Origin of the sequence: Alteromonas sp. Cnat3-28 (assembly GCF_022348265.1) — a bacterium.
GTDB lineage: Bacteria > Pseudomonadota > Gammaproteobacteria > Enterobacterales > Alteromonadaceae > Alteromonas > Alteromonas macleodii.
The window spans coordinates 22823-38821 of record NZ_JAKREY010000013.1; the positions used below are offsets into that span (position 1 = coordinate 22823).

The window sequence follows — 15999 nt, forward strand, 5'->3', positions numbered from 1 at the left end:
GCTTCATGTGTAGATTGAACGTTCGACACACGCTCTCAGGCCTGTAAGTTTTTTCGATAAGAAGCCCAGTTTGATTATGCTGGGCTCTTTTTTAGGAGTACTAAATGCATCTTTCTTTTTATCCACTGCTTAAACAAAAACGGTCTGCCTTTTTCAACGCTTTGCTTATTTTGGCTATGTTTTTGGGTTTCTGTAGCAGTAGTTATTCTGCCAATGTTAAAGCCAATGACGCTAAGCCGCCAATGAAAGTGAAGGTTGTTGTAGTAAGTATGTTCGAAATTGGCAACGACGAAGGCGACGCGCCTGGTGAATTTCAATTGTGGAAGGCTCGCCAGAAACTCACAACCCAATACCCTTTGCCTCATGGATTTCACGATATTTACGCCAATCCTGATACAGGTGTAATCGGTATGGTTACGGGAATGGGCATTGCGCGCGCTTCAGCAGCAATAATGGCACTAGGTCTTGATCCTCGCTTTGATTTATCCCAAGCCTATTGGTTGGTCGCTGGGATCGCGGGAGTCGACCCAGCGGATAACACCATTGGAAGTGCAATTTGGACCGATTATGTAGTCGATGGCGACCTAGCACATCAAATTGACGCTAGAGAAATTCCGTCTCAGTGGAGTACGGGTTATTTCCCCCTCTTCACTCATGCGCCCTTTGAAAACGCTGATGCTGTAGACGTAAACAACAGCCCAAATGGCGAGGTGTACGCGCTGAACTTACCGTTAGCAAAGTGGGCCTATTCGTTGACAAAAGACACCAAGCTTTTAAACAACGAAGCGATGGATGCACTGAGAGCAAAGTACACCAACTCAGCTAGTGCTAAAGCACTTCCAAATGTGTCGATGGGTGCGCATTTATCTGCTTCTACCTTTTGGCATGGCGAAAAACTAAATGCGTGGGCAAACGATTGGGTAGCATACTGGACGCAGGGCAAAGGAAATTTTGTTACCTCGGGCATGGAAGACTCAGCAACACTTCAAAGCTTGAGCTACTTGGACAATGCAGAGGTAGTCAACAAAGACCGCTTACTTATTCTTAGAACAGCGAGCAATTTTACCATGCAGCCACCATCGTTGAGCGCTGCGGAGAACTTAAAGTTAGAGAGTTCTGGCGATGGATATGCAGCAATGGGAGCCGCTATAGAAGCCGCCTATAATGTCGGCTCGCAGGTTACAGACTATATTGTAACGCATTGGGAAACCGTAAAAGATACGCCCCCTTCAGCGGAATAAACACACATTAACCTCTACGCTGTCACTGATTTGGCCTTTAGTGCATGGCGCACCTGAAGGGTAACGTCATTTTGTACCACGGGCTTGGCAAGAAAATCGGCCATGCCCGCATTGCTACAATCAGTCTTATCTTCAGGTGTAGTATTTGCCGTTACAGCCACAATGCGGCCGTGCTTAGGCAATAAGTTTTCTTGAACAATAATCTTAGTCGCACTTACCCCATCGAGCACTGGCATAGCGCAATCCATAAATATAATATCGTATTTTTTAGCTCGGGCCATTTGAACGGCCACTTCGCCATTTTCGGCTTCATCTGGAAGGTAATTAAACTTCTCTAGCATGGATGCAAGCACGAAACGGTTTATATCGTTGTCATCAACAACCAAAACGTTAAGAGGAATACTAAGCAGGTCTGAAGAGAGGACAACGTCACTTTGCTTTTCTTTATCTAAAACTGCCATTTCTACAGGTATAGCAATATCGAAACAGGAGCCTTTCCCTACGCTTGACCGCACTTCAAGCTCGCCATCCATTTTGTCAACAAGTTGATTGACGATAGACAACCCTAAACCGTTTCCATTTAACTCTTCAGAGGCACTGGCGGTATCGTTTTGAAATGGTCTAAAAATACGTGACAATATTTCATCACTCATGCCCACCCCAGTGTCTTCAATTGACGCAAGTAAGATAGGCACATCGCCTTGATGCTTTAACGTAACTTGCACCGAAATATACCCTTTCGGTGTAAATTTAACCGCGTTCGATAACAAATTTGTAATGACTTGACTGATTCGGGCGGCATCTCCGTGAACATAAGTGTTTTCGTCAAAAGACAGCACTGCGTAAAGCCTTACGCCTTTCTCTACGCATTTTGTTTTAAATACATCCAGGATATCTTCAATTAACGAACGTGCACAAAAGTCGCTATATTTTAGTGAGAATTCGCCGTTAATGATGGAGGTGTAATCCAAAACATCGTTTATAAGAGACAATAAACGGTCTGCGCTATGAAGCGCCACATCCGCTTTGCGCATTCGTACATTTTCTTTATTTTCGAACTTAATCGCCTGCAACATGCCGGTTATGCCATTGAGCGGCGTCTTTAACTCGTGGCTTATACGAGATAACAATATGCCACGTTCTTTAGACGCAGCTTCGGCTTCTCTTCTTCTCTCTTCCAATTCGAGTCTAAGTTGCACCGATTTGTTAACGTTTTGGCAAGTTCCAAACAAACGAACACACTTTCCGTGCTTCATCTCAGCCATGCCGTGGGTTTCTATCCAAACCGAATTACCTTTGGCGGAGACAAGTTCAAGCGTTGCACTCCACGGTTCACCCGTAGCCACCGCGTGGGAGACAATGCGGTTAATCTCATCCCTATCAAACCCCTCTTTATAGAAGTTGATAGCTGTTTCTAATGTGGGTTCAAAGTCCTCTGAGACTTCGTGAATACGCCGAGTTTGTGAAGACCAGCTAAGTGCATTAGTGGTCAAATCAACTTCCCATGTGCCTATGTTCGCTACACTTTGTAACTTTTCGTACAACGTGTTTTGATTGGTCTCTGCTTTTTCGAGATGAAACTTATTCAACATCACGCTCAGCCAATCGTCTAACAGCGACAGCTTGTCGAGGTTAACCGGCTGTTCCGGGCACGCATTAATAAAGACCAAGCACACTTGGCTTCCATCCAGGGTATGAACACGGCCTCGGATGTACTTTTCGGCATTAAAATAAGTAAAAAACCATTGTTTAAATGCAGTAGAACACTTAGCGCTGTTTACAGGAAAGCAGTTGTCTACAGGTACACAGGTAGAGAAAGAAGGGACCGACTTAAAGTTGGGTGCATACGCCGACGAAGCTTTAACCAATATATTAACTGTCTCTTCGTCCAACTGTAGAAGTAAACCTTGAAACACGCCAAACGAATCACAGCCTCGCTGTACCAAACTGGTTAGCGATGCCTTCAACTGGTGTTCCAGTTTCACATTCAAACTCGATTGTTCGTCAAAATAAACCATGGTTCGCTACCCAAGCGTAAAGACCACAAGATTCTTGCCGCCTTGCTCGATTCATGCATAGCGGCCCCGCATTTATAAAGATAGCTTGGAATTTGAATACGGGATATTAAACAATAGGCTAGAAATTCTATTTTTATGATGGGATATTGGACGGTGGCCTCAGCCCTTGGCTTGGTTTCGCCCTAATTCTTTTGCTTCAAACAGTGAAATGTCAGCGTCTTCTATAAGCGCAGCTACATCGTCTTCAACCACATCCGTAGCTTTCCAAACTGCAAAGCCTGCACTTATTGATACGCGGTTTTCTATCCCTTTACCATGTGGAATTTTTGCATGGGCAACAGCCTCAACAAGCTGATGTGCCACTAATTTTGTGCCCTGATGGTCGATATAGGGGAGGACGACTAAAAACTCTTCGCCGCCAAAGCGAATAACGGCGTCTTTGGGGCGTTTAACTGTATCCGATACAGTTTGCGCCACTTTTTGAAGGCAAATATCGCCTTCAAGGTGACCGTACGTATCGTTGAAAAGCTTAAAGTAATCGATATCGATCATTATTGCTCCAACTGTACCATTGTCTCTCGCAACTTGCTTAATAAGTAACGGAATTTCGTTGGTTAAATACATGCGATTGTACAAGCCCGTTAGCTGGTCGTGAAATGTCATCATTTCAAGAAATTCGGTGCGAAGCTTATTTTGCAGATGTGTTCTGATGCGATGCGTTAACGTGGAAGCGTTAACCGGTTTCATCACAAAGTCTGACGCCCCTACTTCCCAGCACGCATTTTCACTTTCAATATCCATTGTAGATGTAACGAAAATGACTGGGATATGATTCGTTTCAGGCGAGGCCTTTAAGGCTGTGCAAACGTCTAGACCATCAATATCTGGCATGTTCATATCCAGCAAAACTAAATCCGGCAAATTAGCTTTACAGTAAGATATGGCTCCTTCTCCCGACTCGACTGTAGCACAGGTAAACACCGACTCAAGGATGGATTCAAGCAGCATACGGCTCATCGGCTCATCATCCACAATAAGCACGTTACACTCTGCGTAGGGTTTTATTTCTTTTCGATTCATCGGGTACTTTTATTGTTACTACACCAAGGCGGCCATTCTCGCTTGCGTTGTTTCTGCTTTTACAATATCAAAGTAATGACAACGCTTTATGCAAGTCTAACACCTTACATCCAAATTTGTATCGAAAAGTCAGCTAGTTTGCTTCCAAGTAGGTATGGTTTGAAAGACAAGGTTATAAAGAAGGTCTATCGATAGCGTTCTGCACGCCGCCGAGTGAACCTTACGCAACTTGGCAATCATCGATGAACTTTGTGAAGAAATCCGCCACCACCAAGGGACGACACATAAAATAACCCTGCCCTAAGTGACACCCAAGAGCTTTGAGTGCAGCTAAGTTGATGGGCCTTACCGTTTATTTCAATGGGCTCTCTACCCGCCTTTAAACACGCCATAGCAATACTGTCTGCACTGTAACCCGAGCCAATTTCAGTAAGTAAGCAGGCAAACTCATCGCCACCCACGCGGGCCAGCGTAGCGCTATAAGACATAGCTACCGGGTTAACAAAAGTTACATTGCCTGAGATACGTAAAAAATATTAGTCTTTCGTCTAGGTTTTGCCGATTTATGAACCGTTGTTTGCTAAGCGGCTGAACTTGCTGTTTTTTGTTTAGAACATTTATTGTACACTGGTATAACGCTTCAATTACGGTGGCACATATGGACACATCTAACTCAAACGATACGCCCACTCGAGAACAATTATGGAACCGCGATGCCGCAATAAGCAGGCTGGGTGGAAATGAGGGGTTATTGAACCGTATTGTTGAAATGTTCCTAGCGCAAATAGAACAAAAACAACAAGCACTTCAAAGTGCAGCGACCGCATTAGATATTGAAGCCGTTAGATTCAACAGTCATGCTATGAAAGGTGTGTCGGGCGATGTAGGTGCCGATGCCATTCGGGAAAAGGCATCGTCTATTGAAAACAAAGCCAAGCAAGACGATTTAAGCGAAATCGTTCAAGATATCACAGAATTAGACAGTTTGATTAAGCAAACTATTGCAGTCATGAAATCGTAAAATCACATTAGCTCCTCGCATTAATCGCCAGAAGCTAACTCGACTATCATCCACTCCTCGCCTTGCTAGGCTGAAAGAACCTTTTCAACAAACTGGTTTTTCTGCTCCTGCGGTAAAAAACTTGCCTTGAAACTATTTGCTACCAACGTACGAATTGTTTTTTCGTCAATACCCAGCGACTGGTGCAACGCTTCAAAATTGTCATTTAAGAAACCACCAAAATACGTAGGATCATCAGAGTTAACCGTGACCAGAAGCCCAGCATCAAGAAGCTGGACAATATTGTGGTCTTTCATGTCATCAATTACGCAAAGCTTGAGATTGCTCAACGGGCAAACAGTAAGTGGAATTTGTCTTTCTTTCAAGAGGTCCATAAGCGCCTCGTCTTCTTGGCAGCGCACACCGTGATCAATACGATCAACGTCCAATAGCTCGATGGCTTCCCAAATGTAAGATGCCGGTCCTTCTTCTCCAGCATGGGCGACAATTTTAAATCCCAGCGCTTTGGCTTTTTTGAAAACACGTTCGAACTTTGATGGCGGATGGCCAAGTTCGGAGCTGTCTAACCCTACCGCCGTGATGTGCTCGTAGTAGGGCTCTGCTGCAGAAAGCGTATCGAAAGCAGCATCTTCAGGCAAATGACGAAGAAAAGACATGATTAAATAGCTACTGATACCGTATTCATCTTTTGCTTTTTCCATCGCCTTCAAAAAGCCTGGCATGAAAATATCGAAACCTATGTCACGCTCTGTATGGGTTTGCGGATCAAACATAATTTCTGTGTGGACGATATTGTCCTCATGACACCGCGTTAAGTATTCCCACATTAAAGCAAAGAAATCATCCTCATCGCGAAGCACGCCCGCCCCTGCATAATATAAGTCAAGGAAGCTTTGTAGATCTTCAAAGTTATACGCCGCTTCTATCTCTTCCACGCTAACATAAGGAAGTGATACACTGTGCTTTTCAGCTAGGCGCCACATAAGTTCAGGCGTTAAGCTACCTTCTATATGCAGATGCAGTTCGGCCTTTGGAATGTTTTTAATTATTGATGACAGCGACATGGCCCCTCACTTATTTGCACCACAACAATGCAATGGCATTTAATTGGTGCGTAATAGTTTATCTTTAATGCTATCTGTAAACGAGTTCTATTGCTCATTTAGGTTTTGTTTGCGGTTTTTTTGACTTCATCTATGTTGATTACTAACCGTTTGGCTGGCTTTGTGCTGCCTGGCTAGTGACCTTGAGTCACGCAATGGCTATTAATTAGTCATTGTACTGAAAAGTAAGTTAGCACAAAACACACCAACAAGTTGACTAATTGGTCAGTTTATTGCTTTCAACGCACAAAACACACAATGAAATACTAACAGAGAACTCTTGATGTCCAACAACGTAATCGAACGGCTATTTAAGCTGCAGGAACACGGAACAACAGTAAGAACAGAGATCATTGCAGGACTTACTACGTTCGCAGCCATGTCTTATATACTCGTGGTGAACCCAGGTATTCTTGGGTTAAGTGGCATGCCCGTAGAGGGCCTAATTACAGTGACAGCAATAGCGGCGTGTATTGGCACTTTAATGATGGCGCTAATGACTAACTACCCTATTGCGTTGGCACCAGGTATGGGCTTGAACGCCTTTTTCGCGTTTACCATTTGTCTTGGTCGTGAAATTCCATGGGAAGCAGCGCTTGGTATTGTATTCTGGAACGGCATTCTCTTTTTACTCCTTTCTCTCACCGGAGTTCGAACCAAAATAGCCGAGTCTATACCGCCTTCTCTTAAAATCGGCGTGCAGTGTGGCATAGGTTTGTTCATTGCCTTTATCGGCCTTAAAAATGCGGGGCTGATTGTTGATAATCCCGCAACCTTCGTACAGCTTGGCGACCTTTCTGAGCCAGCAGTAATGTTAGCGCTCATCGGCATTATTTTTACTATCGTTTTGATGGTGAAACGCGTTACAGGCGCTATCTTAATCTCTATCATAACACTCACCTTAATTGGTGCTTTTATCCCCACTGAAAACGGTACCTTAACTGCAACGCCTTCTGCTGTAGTTGGCATGCCAGAATCTATTTCAAACACCTTTATGGCAATGGACTTTTGGTACCCAATCGATCACCTTGCTGAAACGTGGGACCTCATTTTCGCACTTATGTTTGTGAACATGTTCGATACCATAGGTACCTTAATCGGCGTATCTCGAAAAGCCAATCTACTTACACCCGAAGGCAAGCTACCGAAAATTGGCTCAGCAATGACAGCCGATGCATCAGCGAGTATTGCTGGCGCATTAGTGGGTACATCTCCAGTAACTAGCTATGTGGAGTCCGCTACGGGCGTATCGGCGGGCGGCAGAACCGGGCTTACCGCAGTAGTGGTTTCTGTCTGCTTCTTACTCTCGCTATTTTTAACACCGCTAATGAAAGTTATCCCGCTAATGGCCACTACGCCAGCGCTATTGATGGTAGGTATTTTAATGATGGAATCGATTCGACAGGTTGATTTCGACGACTTAGGTGCGTTAGCCACTGCTTCTGTTGCACTTATCGCCATGCCGCTCACATTCAGCATTAGCGAAGGCATTGCCCTTGGTTTTATTACTTATGTTGGCATTAAGGTAGGTACGGGAAAATTTAAAGAAGTAACACCGCTCACTTATGCACTAGCGATTGTTTTCTTATTACGATACTTATTGGATTTAAAATAATTCAACGGCGCTTATTGCGTGCCTGTAAGTTAACGCTTTAGATACAAAAAAGGTGGCTTTCAACGCCACCTTTCTTATTAGACTAGGCAAGTGAAAAAGATATACGTTTACTTCAATCCATCGTAAGTGAAGGTAACGGCTTTATCACCCATAAATACGATTTTAACGTGCTTACTGTCTTCATTGCCCCATGTACATGCCATGGTACCCATTGTTTTTCCGCAGTTGTCAGCTGAACCCAGAATTGCTTCAACTTCGTCCTGAGACATACCCATATTAGGGGCTGTTAACCTTTTCTGTGCATTTTTGCAGCGTCTGTATGTCATCTAGACAAGGAGGATGTTTGAAGGTCTAGTGGGCCTAAATCGAAAACATTCAACGCAGTATAGATGACATACAGGCGCTGCCCGGAGGGGTCGTCATGGAAGCCTTTTACTCTTTGTCACAGCCCTTTAACTTAGCCCACTAGGCCTGCAGGACTGTTTCGCGATTAAAAGGCTTCCATTTAGACCAAAACTGCACAGAAAAGGATAACAGCCCCTTAGTTATCGTAGTTTTCTTTAGCCAGCTTTGAGCATGCTGTCAGCGCTAGCGCCCCAAGGGCAATAATGGCTAGTTTTGTTTTCATGGTTTTGTCCTTTATTAAGTGAAGGCGATAGCGCTCCATTTGTTTCACTTTCGTCTCTTCACTTTACTGTACTTCAAATATAGTAGGCGTACTGTAAACGCTACGTACGCGGCTTGTCACCACCATCTTTAGGATGAAGCTCCAACCAGTGACGGGCAATTTGCTCTCGTGTCGCTAGCCATACTTTATCATGAGACTTAACGTACTCGATAAAGCGCTTAAGTGCGGCGAGTCGAGCAGGCCGTCCTATTATGCGATTATGAAGGCCGATAGATAGCATCTTAGGCGCTTCTTCTCCTTCTTCATATAACACGTCAAACGCATCTTTTAAGTAGGTGAAAAACTGTTCCCCACTGTTGAAGCCCTGAGGCGTGGCAAAGCGCATATCATTGGTGTCTAATGTGTACGGCACCATCAATAACGGCTTGCTGTAATGGCAGTCGTAGTAAGGTAAGTCGTCAGCATATGAATCGGCGCAATATAAGATATCGTCGCGCTCTGCAATCAACTTCAGCGTATTCGGACTCGTTCTTCCTGTATACCAACCTACAGGTTTACTGCCCGTTAACTGCTCATGAAGAATAATCGCCTCATCAATTTGTTTACGCTCTTGCTCTTCGTCCATGTCTTGATAATGCACCCAGCGCATGGCGTGGCTGGCGATTTCCCAACCTGAATCCATCATGGCTTTTACGGCGTCAGGGTGTCGTTGCATAGCCATAGTGACGCCAAACACAGTAACGGGAATGTCGTATTTATTAAGCAAACGGTGTAAACGCCAAAACCCTGCACGACTACCGTATTCGTAAATAGACTCCATGCTGAGGTGGCGGTCTTTATACGCTTGTGCGCCGATAATTTCCGATAGGAATATTTCCGACGCCTCGTCACCATGAAGCACGCAATTTTCGCCACCTTCCTCGTAATTTAATACGAACTGAATCGCGATTTTTGCTTCGCCCGGCCACTTAGCGTGAGGTACATGTTGACCATAACCAATCAGATCACGAGGGTAAACAGACTCTGTCATGCTACACCTCGAAGTTTTCTGGCACAGATAACCCACAGCCACCGAGCACGAGTTTTACCACTTGTTTTGTAGCGTCTTCAAAATCTGATTTTGTCATCTTTTTACCGCGTAGACGGGTTATTTGCGCAGAGAAGTCAGCATAGTGCTGGGTACTAGCCCAAATAGTGTAAAGCAAGTATTCACCTTCAACAGGAGGCAGTTTGCCGGCCTTTACCCATGCATCAATAACCGCAAGTCGCCCCTTCATCCAAAGCGCATGCTCTTCATCAAAGTAGCCACTTAAGTTTTGTGCACCATTGATAATTTCCATCGCAAAGATCTTTGAGGCCATTGGATGCGTTCGCGACACTTCCATTTTCTCGGCGATATAATTGGCGAGTACCTCGGCTGGGTCGTCTTCTACTGTGGCTTTATCAAAACGTGAGTTCCACAGCGAGAGGGTTTCTTCTAGTACCGCTACGTAGAGCTCTTGTTTTGTTTTGAAATAATACAAAACGTTAGTCTTAGGAAGTCCTGCTTCATCAGCAATTTTTTGTACTGCTGTGCCTTTGAAGCCAAACTGTGCAAAACATTTTTCAGCGGCTTGGAGTATTTTTCTTCTGTTCATAGCGCCAACGCCAGCGTCAGCACTTTTTACCTTCATCATTATTATTAAAATTCCTTTGCAATCTACTTTGCAAGCGCACGGGCAGTATAAATGCTGCATGCCTTTTCGATAGGTTAGCATTTATTGCCGACGAGTTGCTATGCTCTTATAGATCATACATACCCTATGCAGGGAGTGTTAACCATACTAAAACACGAATTACGCGAATAGTTCAAAACCTTGCACGAATCTTGCCTTATTCTTTATTAACAAATCGACGTAGTGCTTAGCAAAAGAAAAATAGAAAGGTATCACTTCTTTTTTTCCAATCAAATTTGCGCAAAATCATGGCCTTTTAGAACTCGGCCTTTTTTTATAAGCAATAAATTGACCAAATGGTCTACTTTTATTGAAAAAATACAGCTATATTAATGAATACAAGAATGAATATAACAAGAAGGTGTGAGTATGATTCGCTTTCTAATAAATAACGATGTCGTTGAATTAAATGAAGCGCGGGCCGACCTCACCCTTCTACAATTTATTCGCGAACATCGCAAAAAAACAGGCACAAAAGAAGGCTGTGCAGCAGGAGACTGCGGTGCATGTACCGTAGTACTTGTGGAACCAGCCTCTTCAAATAGCGCTGCAGAACTTAATTATCGAACAGTGAATAGCTGCATCACGCTAATGAGTGCAGTTCATGGGAAGCAGCTTTTATTTGTTGAGCATTTGAACGATGGTAAACACTTACACCCCGTACAGCAGGCGCTAGTTGATCACCATGGTTCTCAGTGTGGCTTTTGCACGCCTGGTTTTATCATGTCGATGTTCGCCTTATATCACAGCAATACAAAACCAAATCGCGACGATGTGCTGCACGCTTTGTCAGGCAACTTATGTCGCTGCACAGGCTACCGCCCTATTATCGACGCTACAATGGCGGTGTGCGAACAAACACCTGATGATCAATTCACTGCACGCCAAGCTGCCACCCTTTCTACATTACTGTCATTATCTGGAGAGAAACCCACAGGTACGGGAAATATCCATACGCCAACGTCTCGCGAAGAACTGAGGACTCTGATGCAAGCGCATCCAACTGCACAGCTAGTCGCTGGCAGCACGGATTTAAGCCTTCAGTTCACGCAACAGCTAAAAGATGTAGAAACGCTTATCAGTGTGACGCATATTAATGCACTAAAACAATGCACCAAAAGCGAGCATTCTCTTATTCTTGGTGCAGCTGTACCGCTAAATGATGCGGCACCTTTATTACTAAATGCATTTCCGCAAGTGGCTGAGCTTGTTACCCGATTTGCTTCGTTGCCTATCCGCAATCAGGCTACCATTGGCGGTAACGTGGCTAACGCTTCCCCTATTGGTGATATGCCGCCGTTATTACTCGCATTGAATGCCATACTGCATTTAGATAACGGCGAGAGAGTTCGTATGATCCCAATTAGCACATTCTTCACAGGCTATCGCGAGACCATGCTGGCGAAAGATGAATGGATAAGTGCTATAGAAATACCATTGAAACAGCCCAATCAAGCATTAGCTGCATATAAAATATCGAAACGAATTGAAGATGATATTTCAGCTGTATGCGCCGTATTTAATGTCACACTCGACAACGGCAAGGTAGAAGCCATTAGCAGTGGCTTTGGTGGTGTGGCAGCAGTTCCGTCAACCTGCAATGCGTTAGAAAACGTTTTGAAAGGTAAGCAGTTCGCTAGCAACGAGTGTTTAACGTTGGGCAAACAAGTCTTATTCGATGCATTCTCACCTATCGATGATGTGCGCGCTACAGCCCAATACCGTAAAACTGTTTTAGCTAACCTGTGGCATCGCTTCTGGTTAGAAAACCAAACAGCAAACCAAATTGAAACACGGGTGGTGCAGCATGCGTAAGTTAATTGACGCCCCTAATCCACAGCAACAAAACGACAAACAGAGCGTCGTTCACGTATCTAAAGAGCACGAGAGCGCAACACGCCAAGTACAAGGCAGCGCCAACTATGTTGACGATGTTATTGAACCTCAAGGCACTCTTTATGCCGCAGTTGGTGTAAGCCAATGCGCAAAAGGTACGATTAACTCGATAAATCTTGACGCTGTTCGCCAAAGTGAAGGCGTTGTAGATGTGGTTACGATTGACGACGTGCCTGGCCATAAAGATATTGGACCTGTGTTCGAAGGCGATCCGTTACTTGCTAATGGCGAAATCAAATTCTTCGGTCAGCCTGTATTTGCAGTACTTGCCACTTCGGTAAACCTTGCCCGACAAGCTGCGCTAAAAGGGAAAGTAGAGGTGAGTGAAGCCAAACCTATACTTAGTGCCGAAGCTGCCCACCAGCAGCAAACGTTTGTGCGTCCCCTACATCGGTTTGGCCAACATACTGACCGCGTTGAAAGTACATTTGAAAAAGCGATCCACCAAGCACATGGCACGCTCAGTATTGGTGGACAGGAACATATGTACTTAGAAGGACAAGTGAGCCTTGCGATCCCTGATGAAGAAGATCGCATGAAAATCTATACGTCTAGTCAACATCCCAGTGAGGTACAAAAACTCGTTGCCGAAGTGCTAGATGTAAAATTGCACCGTGTAATGGTAGACATGCGACGTATGGGCGGCGGCTTTGGCGGAAAAGAAACGCAAGCCGCGCAATGGGCCTGTATAGCGGCTCTGCTGGCATCGCGCAATCAATGTGCGGTTAAGCTTCGCTTACCACGCTTCACCGATATGCATGTTACTGGCAAACGTCACCCATTCGAAAACGAGTTCGACGTGGCCTTTGACGGGACAGGTAAAATTGAAGCCACCCGCATGACAATCAACGGTATTTGTGGGCACTCGCCTGATTTATCTGACGCCATTGTCGATAGAGCCATGTTCCATGCGGACAACGGTTATTTCTTAGGTGATAGCGACATTGTTGGTCACAGATTGCAAACCAATATGGTATCGCACACCGCTTATCGAGGCTTTGGCGGACCGCAAGGCATGATTATGGCTGAAGCCATGATTGATAAAATTGCCCGTGCTATTGGCAGCGACCCCCTATCGGTAAGAAAACGTAATTTATACGGCCCCACGACAGGTAGTTTTACCCCCTACGGAATGAAGGTAGAACATAACCTTCTGCCCGATATGATTGCCGAGCTAGAAGAAACCGCTCAGTATTGGCAGCGCCGTGAAGCTATTGCAGCCTTTAACCGCGAAAGCCCGGTGATTAAGAAAGGTTTAGCGCTAACGCCTGTTAAGTTTGGCATTTCATTTACCGCGAAGCATTTAAACCAAGCTGGCGCTTTGGTGCACATTTATACTGATGGTAGTATTCAGGTGAACCATGGTGGTACTGAAATGGGCCAAGGGCTTCACACCAAAATAGGCCAAATTGCAGCCAATGAATTTGGACTAGATTTGGATATGATTGAAGTCACTGCTACACGCACTGACAAAGTACCTAACACTTCACCAACAGCAGCTTCAAGCGGCACTGACTTAAACGGAAAAGCCGTACAAAATGCGTGTATTACGCTAAAAGCCCGTTTGGCCGAGTGCTTTGCCAAAAGCTTAGGTCTAGAGGACCGCGCTGGCGACGTGCTATTCATTAATGAGCACGTGGTATTGGATGAGCACAAAATTACCTTTACCGAGCTTGTGCAGCAAGCGTATTTTGCTCGTGTATCTTTGTCTTCAGGCGGTTTCTACAAAACCCCAAAATTACAGTATAACCGCGATACCGGTGAAGGCCGTCCGTTTTTCTACTTTGCTTATGGCGTCTCAATGAGCGAAGTCTCTGTCGACACACTTACCGGTGAATATACGGTAGATAAAGTTAACGTGCTCCACGATGTTGGCAACAGTCTTAACCCTGCCATTGATATTGGCCAAATAGAAGGCGCGTTTATTCAAGGTATGGGCTGGCTTACCACAGAAGACCTTAAATGGAATGAAGCGGGTAAGCTGATAAGTGAAAATATGGCGACCTATAAAATTCCAGCCATTGGCGATACGCCAAAAGAGTTTAATGTGAAGCTGTTCGGTAGAAAAAATGCTGAAGATAGCATTTACCATTCAAAAGCGGTTGGCGAGCCACCATTTATGCTGGCTATTTCAGTGTGGTGCGCCCTTAAAGACGCCATATCTAGCCTATCTGGCTACACAGTTGATCCGCAACTAGATACACCAGCCACACCAGAACGGGTGTTAAATGCAGTAAGTGCTATGCAGCATTCTTCCAGTCGAGGCGGTGTTTTATGACACTCACTGCAGCAAAGTCATCTCGCGCGCCCCAATCATTTCGTGCAACAAACTGGTATGAGGGAATAGCCGAATGCCAAGCGCGTAATGAAGGCTATGTGCTTGTGACTGTGGTTGGCACTGCAGGCTCTACTCCTCGTGAACCCGGGAGTAAAATGGTAGTTACCGCTTCACAGAGCATCGATACCATTGGCGGAGGGCACCTTGAGTTTGATGCCATTGCCCGCGCACGAGAGTACCTTGCAAAAGGCGAAGCATGCACTGAACTTTACAGCTACCCGTTAAGCAGTTCTTTAGGACAGTGCTGCGGCGGCGCAGTAAAGGTGCTATTTGACGTGTGTAACCTTCATCAGCAGCACATCGCCATTTTTGGTGCTGGCCATGTTGCAAAAGCACTGGTGCCTATTTTGGCTCAATTGCCTGTACGCATTTCGTGGATAGACAGTCGCGAGGAACTGTTTCCATCGTCTTTGCCAGCCAACGTGCACAAAGTCGTGGAAGAAGCACCAGAGAGCGAAGTTAGACACCTTGATGAGAACAGTTGGCTGATTATACTCACCCACGATCATCAATTGGACTATCGCATTACAGAGCAGGCGTTAAAGCAACCTTCCCTCCCCTTTGTTGGGTTAATTGGTTCAGACACCAAAGCAAAGCGCTTTATTACCAAGCTGACTCAGCGTGGGTTTGACGACAACGCGCTGGCAAGGCTATTTACGCCAATAGGTAACCGAGATATTCCTGGCAAGCAACCAATTGAAGTTGCCGTTTCTATATCTGCGCAAATTATCGAGCGTCTTCATGTAAAAGAAGTAACGGCAGGCAACAGTAACAAATACAGTGAGAAACCCGCTATAGCGTTTCACAAAGAAAAGGACACCATCAGTGATACTTAAAGAATTAAATACGCTAAGCGCTGAAGAGGCGTCATCTTGGTTTGAGCAATGCTGCGCGGCGAAAACCTGGGTTTATCAAATGGTAAAAGCACGCCCCTACAGCGACAAGAATGCTCTTGTTAATCAAGCGAAGAGCGCGTGGGCCAAATGCAGTGATGACGACTACCTTGAAGCTTTTACGGCACACCCCATGATTGGCGACGTTGATTCGTTGCGCAAAAAGTTTGCAAATACCAAAGCCATTGCTGCGGGCGAGCAGTCGGGTACAGCCAGCGCGTCCGAGGCCGTTTTACGCCAGTTAAAAGAAGCCAATCACGCCTATTTAGACAAGCACGGGTTTATCTTTATTATTTGTGCCACCGGTCTTTCTGCGCAGACTATGTTAGAAGCATTACAAGCTAGGCTACCTAATACCACACAGCAAGAGATTACCAATGCTGCTGCAGAGCAAATAAAGATAACCCTATTGCGTATTAACAAAGCGCTGGATTAACCCCCGAATTTTCAA

Annotated in this window: 15 protein-coding genes; 7 read left to right on the plus strand and 8 right to left on the minus strand. The window is 45.1% G+C overall.

All coding sequences use genetic code 11. The annotated features are described in order from the left end of the window. Positions 1-104 precede the first annotated feature (104 nt). Entirely contained in the window at positions 105-1241 is a 1137-nt protein-coding gene (locus MHM87_RS13810; protein ID WP_239259641.1) for a purine nucleoside permease, read from the plus strand. Positions 1242-1255: 14 nt separating this feature from the next. On the opposite strand, the gene MHM87_RS13815 is transcribed toward MHM87_RS13810, so the two are convergent. From MHM87_RS13815 to MHM87_RS13825, 3 genes are all read right to left on the minus strand, one after another. Continuing rightward, a complete protein-coding gene (locus MHM87_RS13815) occupies positions 1256-3259 on the minus strand; it encodes an ATP-binding protein (protein WP_061094750.1) in 2004 nt (667 codons plus the stop codon). 159 nt (positions 3260-3418) lie between these two features. Next, the gene (locus tag MHM87_RS13820) at positions 3419-4339 is read right to left on the minus strand and encodes a diguanylate cyclase (protein ID WP_239259643.1); all 921 of its coding nucleotides are present in this window, start codon (positions 4337-4339) and stop codon (positions 3419-3421) included. A 236-nt stretch (positions 4340-4575) separates the two neighbouring features. Continuing rightward, complete coding sequence (locus MHM87_RS13825; protein ID WP_239259645.1) at positions 4576-4827, minus strand: GGDEF domain-containing protein; 252 nt, start codon at positions 4825-4827, stop codon at positions 4576-4578. Between the two features lie 170 nt (positions 4828-4997). Between MHM87_RS13825 and MHM87_RS13830 the strand changes: the two genes are divergently transcribed. Continuing rightward, on the plus strand, positions 4998-5360 hold the full coding sequence (locus tag MHM87_RS13830; RefSeq protein WP_187447046.1) for an Hpt domain-containing protein: 363 nt from the start codon (positions 4998-5000) through the stop codon (positions 5358-5360). A 65-nt stretch (positions 5361-5425) separates the two neighbouring features. Here the strand turns inward: MHM87_RS13830 and MHM87_RS13835 are convergent, their stop codons facing one another. Continuing rightward, complete coding sequence (locus MHM87_RS13835; protein WP_239259647.1) at positions 5426-6424, minus strand: adenosine deaminase; 999 nt, start codon at positions 6422-6424, stop codon at positions 5426-5428. Positions 6425-6746: 322 nt separating this feature from the next. Between MHM87_RS13835 and MHM87_RS13840 the strand changes: the two genes are divergently transcribed. Next, positions 6747-8078, plus strand: a complete 1332-nt coding sequence (locus tag MHM87_RS13840; RefSeq protein WP_187447044.1) for an NCS2 family permease — start codon at positions 6747-6749, stop codon at positions 8076-8078. A gap of 107 nt (positions 8079-8185) precedes the next feature. Here the strand turns inward: MHM87_RS13840 and MHM87_RS13845 are convergent, their stop codons facing one another. The 4 genes from MHM87_RS13845 to MHM87_RS13855 form a co-directional block, all read right to left on the minus strand. Then, positions 8186-8353 carry a hypothetical protein gene (locus tag MHM87_RS13845; protein WP_231514267.1) on the minus strand — a complete coding sequence of 56 codons (168 nt, stop codon included), beginning with the start codon at positions 8351-8353 and terminating at the stop codon, positions 8186-8188. A gap of 266 nt (positions 8354-8619) precedes the next feature. Continuing rightward, on the minus strand, positions 8620-8754 hold the full coding sequence (locus tag MHM87_RS19895) for a hypothetical protein (protein ID WP_275443701.1): 135 nt from the start codon (positions 8752-8754) through the stop codon (positions 8620-8622). Positions 8755-8806: 52 nt separating this feature from the next. After that, complete coding sequence (gene puuE / locus MHM87_RS13850) at positions 8807-9736, minus strand: allantoinase PuuE (protein WP_014949074.1); 930 nt, start codon at positions 9734-9736, stop codon at positions 8807-8809. Position 9737: 1 nt separating this feature from the next. Next, positions 9738-10382, minus strand: a complete 645-nt coding sequence (locus tag MHM87_RS13855) for a TetR/AcrR family transcriptional regulator (protein WP_014949073.1) — start codon at positions 10380-10382, stop codon at positions 9738-9740. Positions 10383-10790: 408 nt separating this feature from the next. On the opposite strand from MHM87_RS13855, the gene xdhA reads away from it, so the two are divergent. The 4 genes from xdhA to uraD are packed head-to-tail and all read left to right on the plus strand — an operon-like array spanning position 10791 to position 15984. Next, entirely contained in the window at positions 10791-12236 is a 1446-nt protein-coding gene (gene xdhA / locus MHM87_RS13860; RefSeq protein ID WP_239259649.1) for a xanthine dehydrogenase small subunit, read from the plus strand. After that, positions 12229-14595, plus strand: a complete 2367-nt coding sequence (gene xdhB, locus MHM87_RS13865; RefSeq protein ID WP_239259651.1) for a xanthine dehydrogenase molybdopterin binding subunit — start codon at positions 12229-12231, stop codon at positions 14593-14595. Before xdhA ends, xdhB begins: the two co-directional genes overlap by 8 nt. Further along, a complete protein-coding gene (xdhC, locus tag MHM87_RS13870; RefSeq protein ID WP_239259653.1) occupies positions 14592-15491 on the plus strand; it encodes a xanthine dehydrogenase accessory protein XdhC in 900 nt (299 codons plus the stop codon). Before xdhB ends, xdhC begins: the two co-directional genes overlap by 4 nt. Next, positions 15481-15984: a 2-oxo-4-hydroxy-4-carboxy-5-ureidoimidazoline decarboxylase gene (uraD, locus tag MHM87_RS13875; protein WP_061485521.1), complete on the plus strand. Its 504-nt coding sequence runs from the start codon at positions 15481-15483 to the stop codon at positions 15982-15984. The genes xdhC and uraD overlap by 11 nt, the downstream gene beginning before the upstream one ends. Positions 15985-15999: the final 15 nt, after the last annotated feature.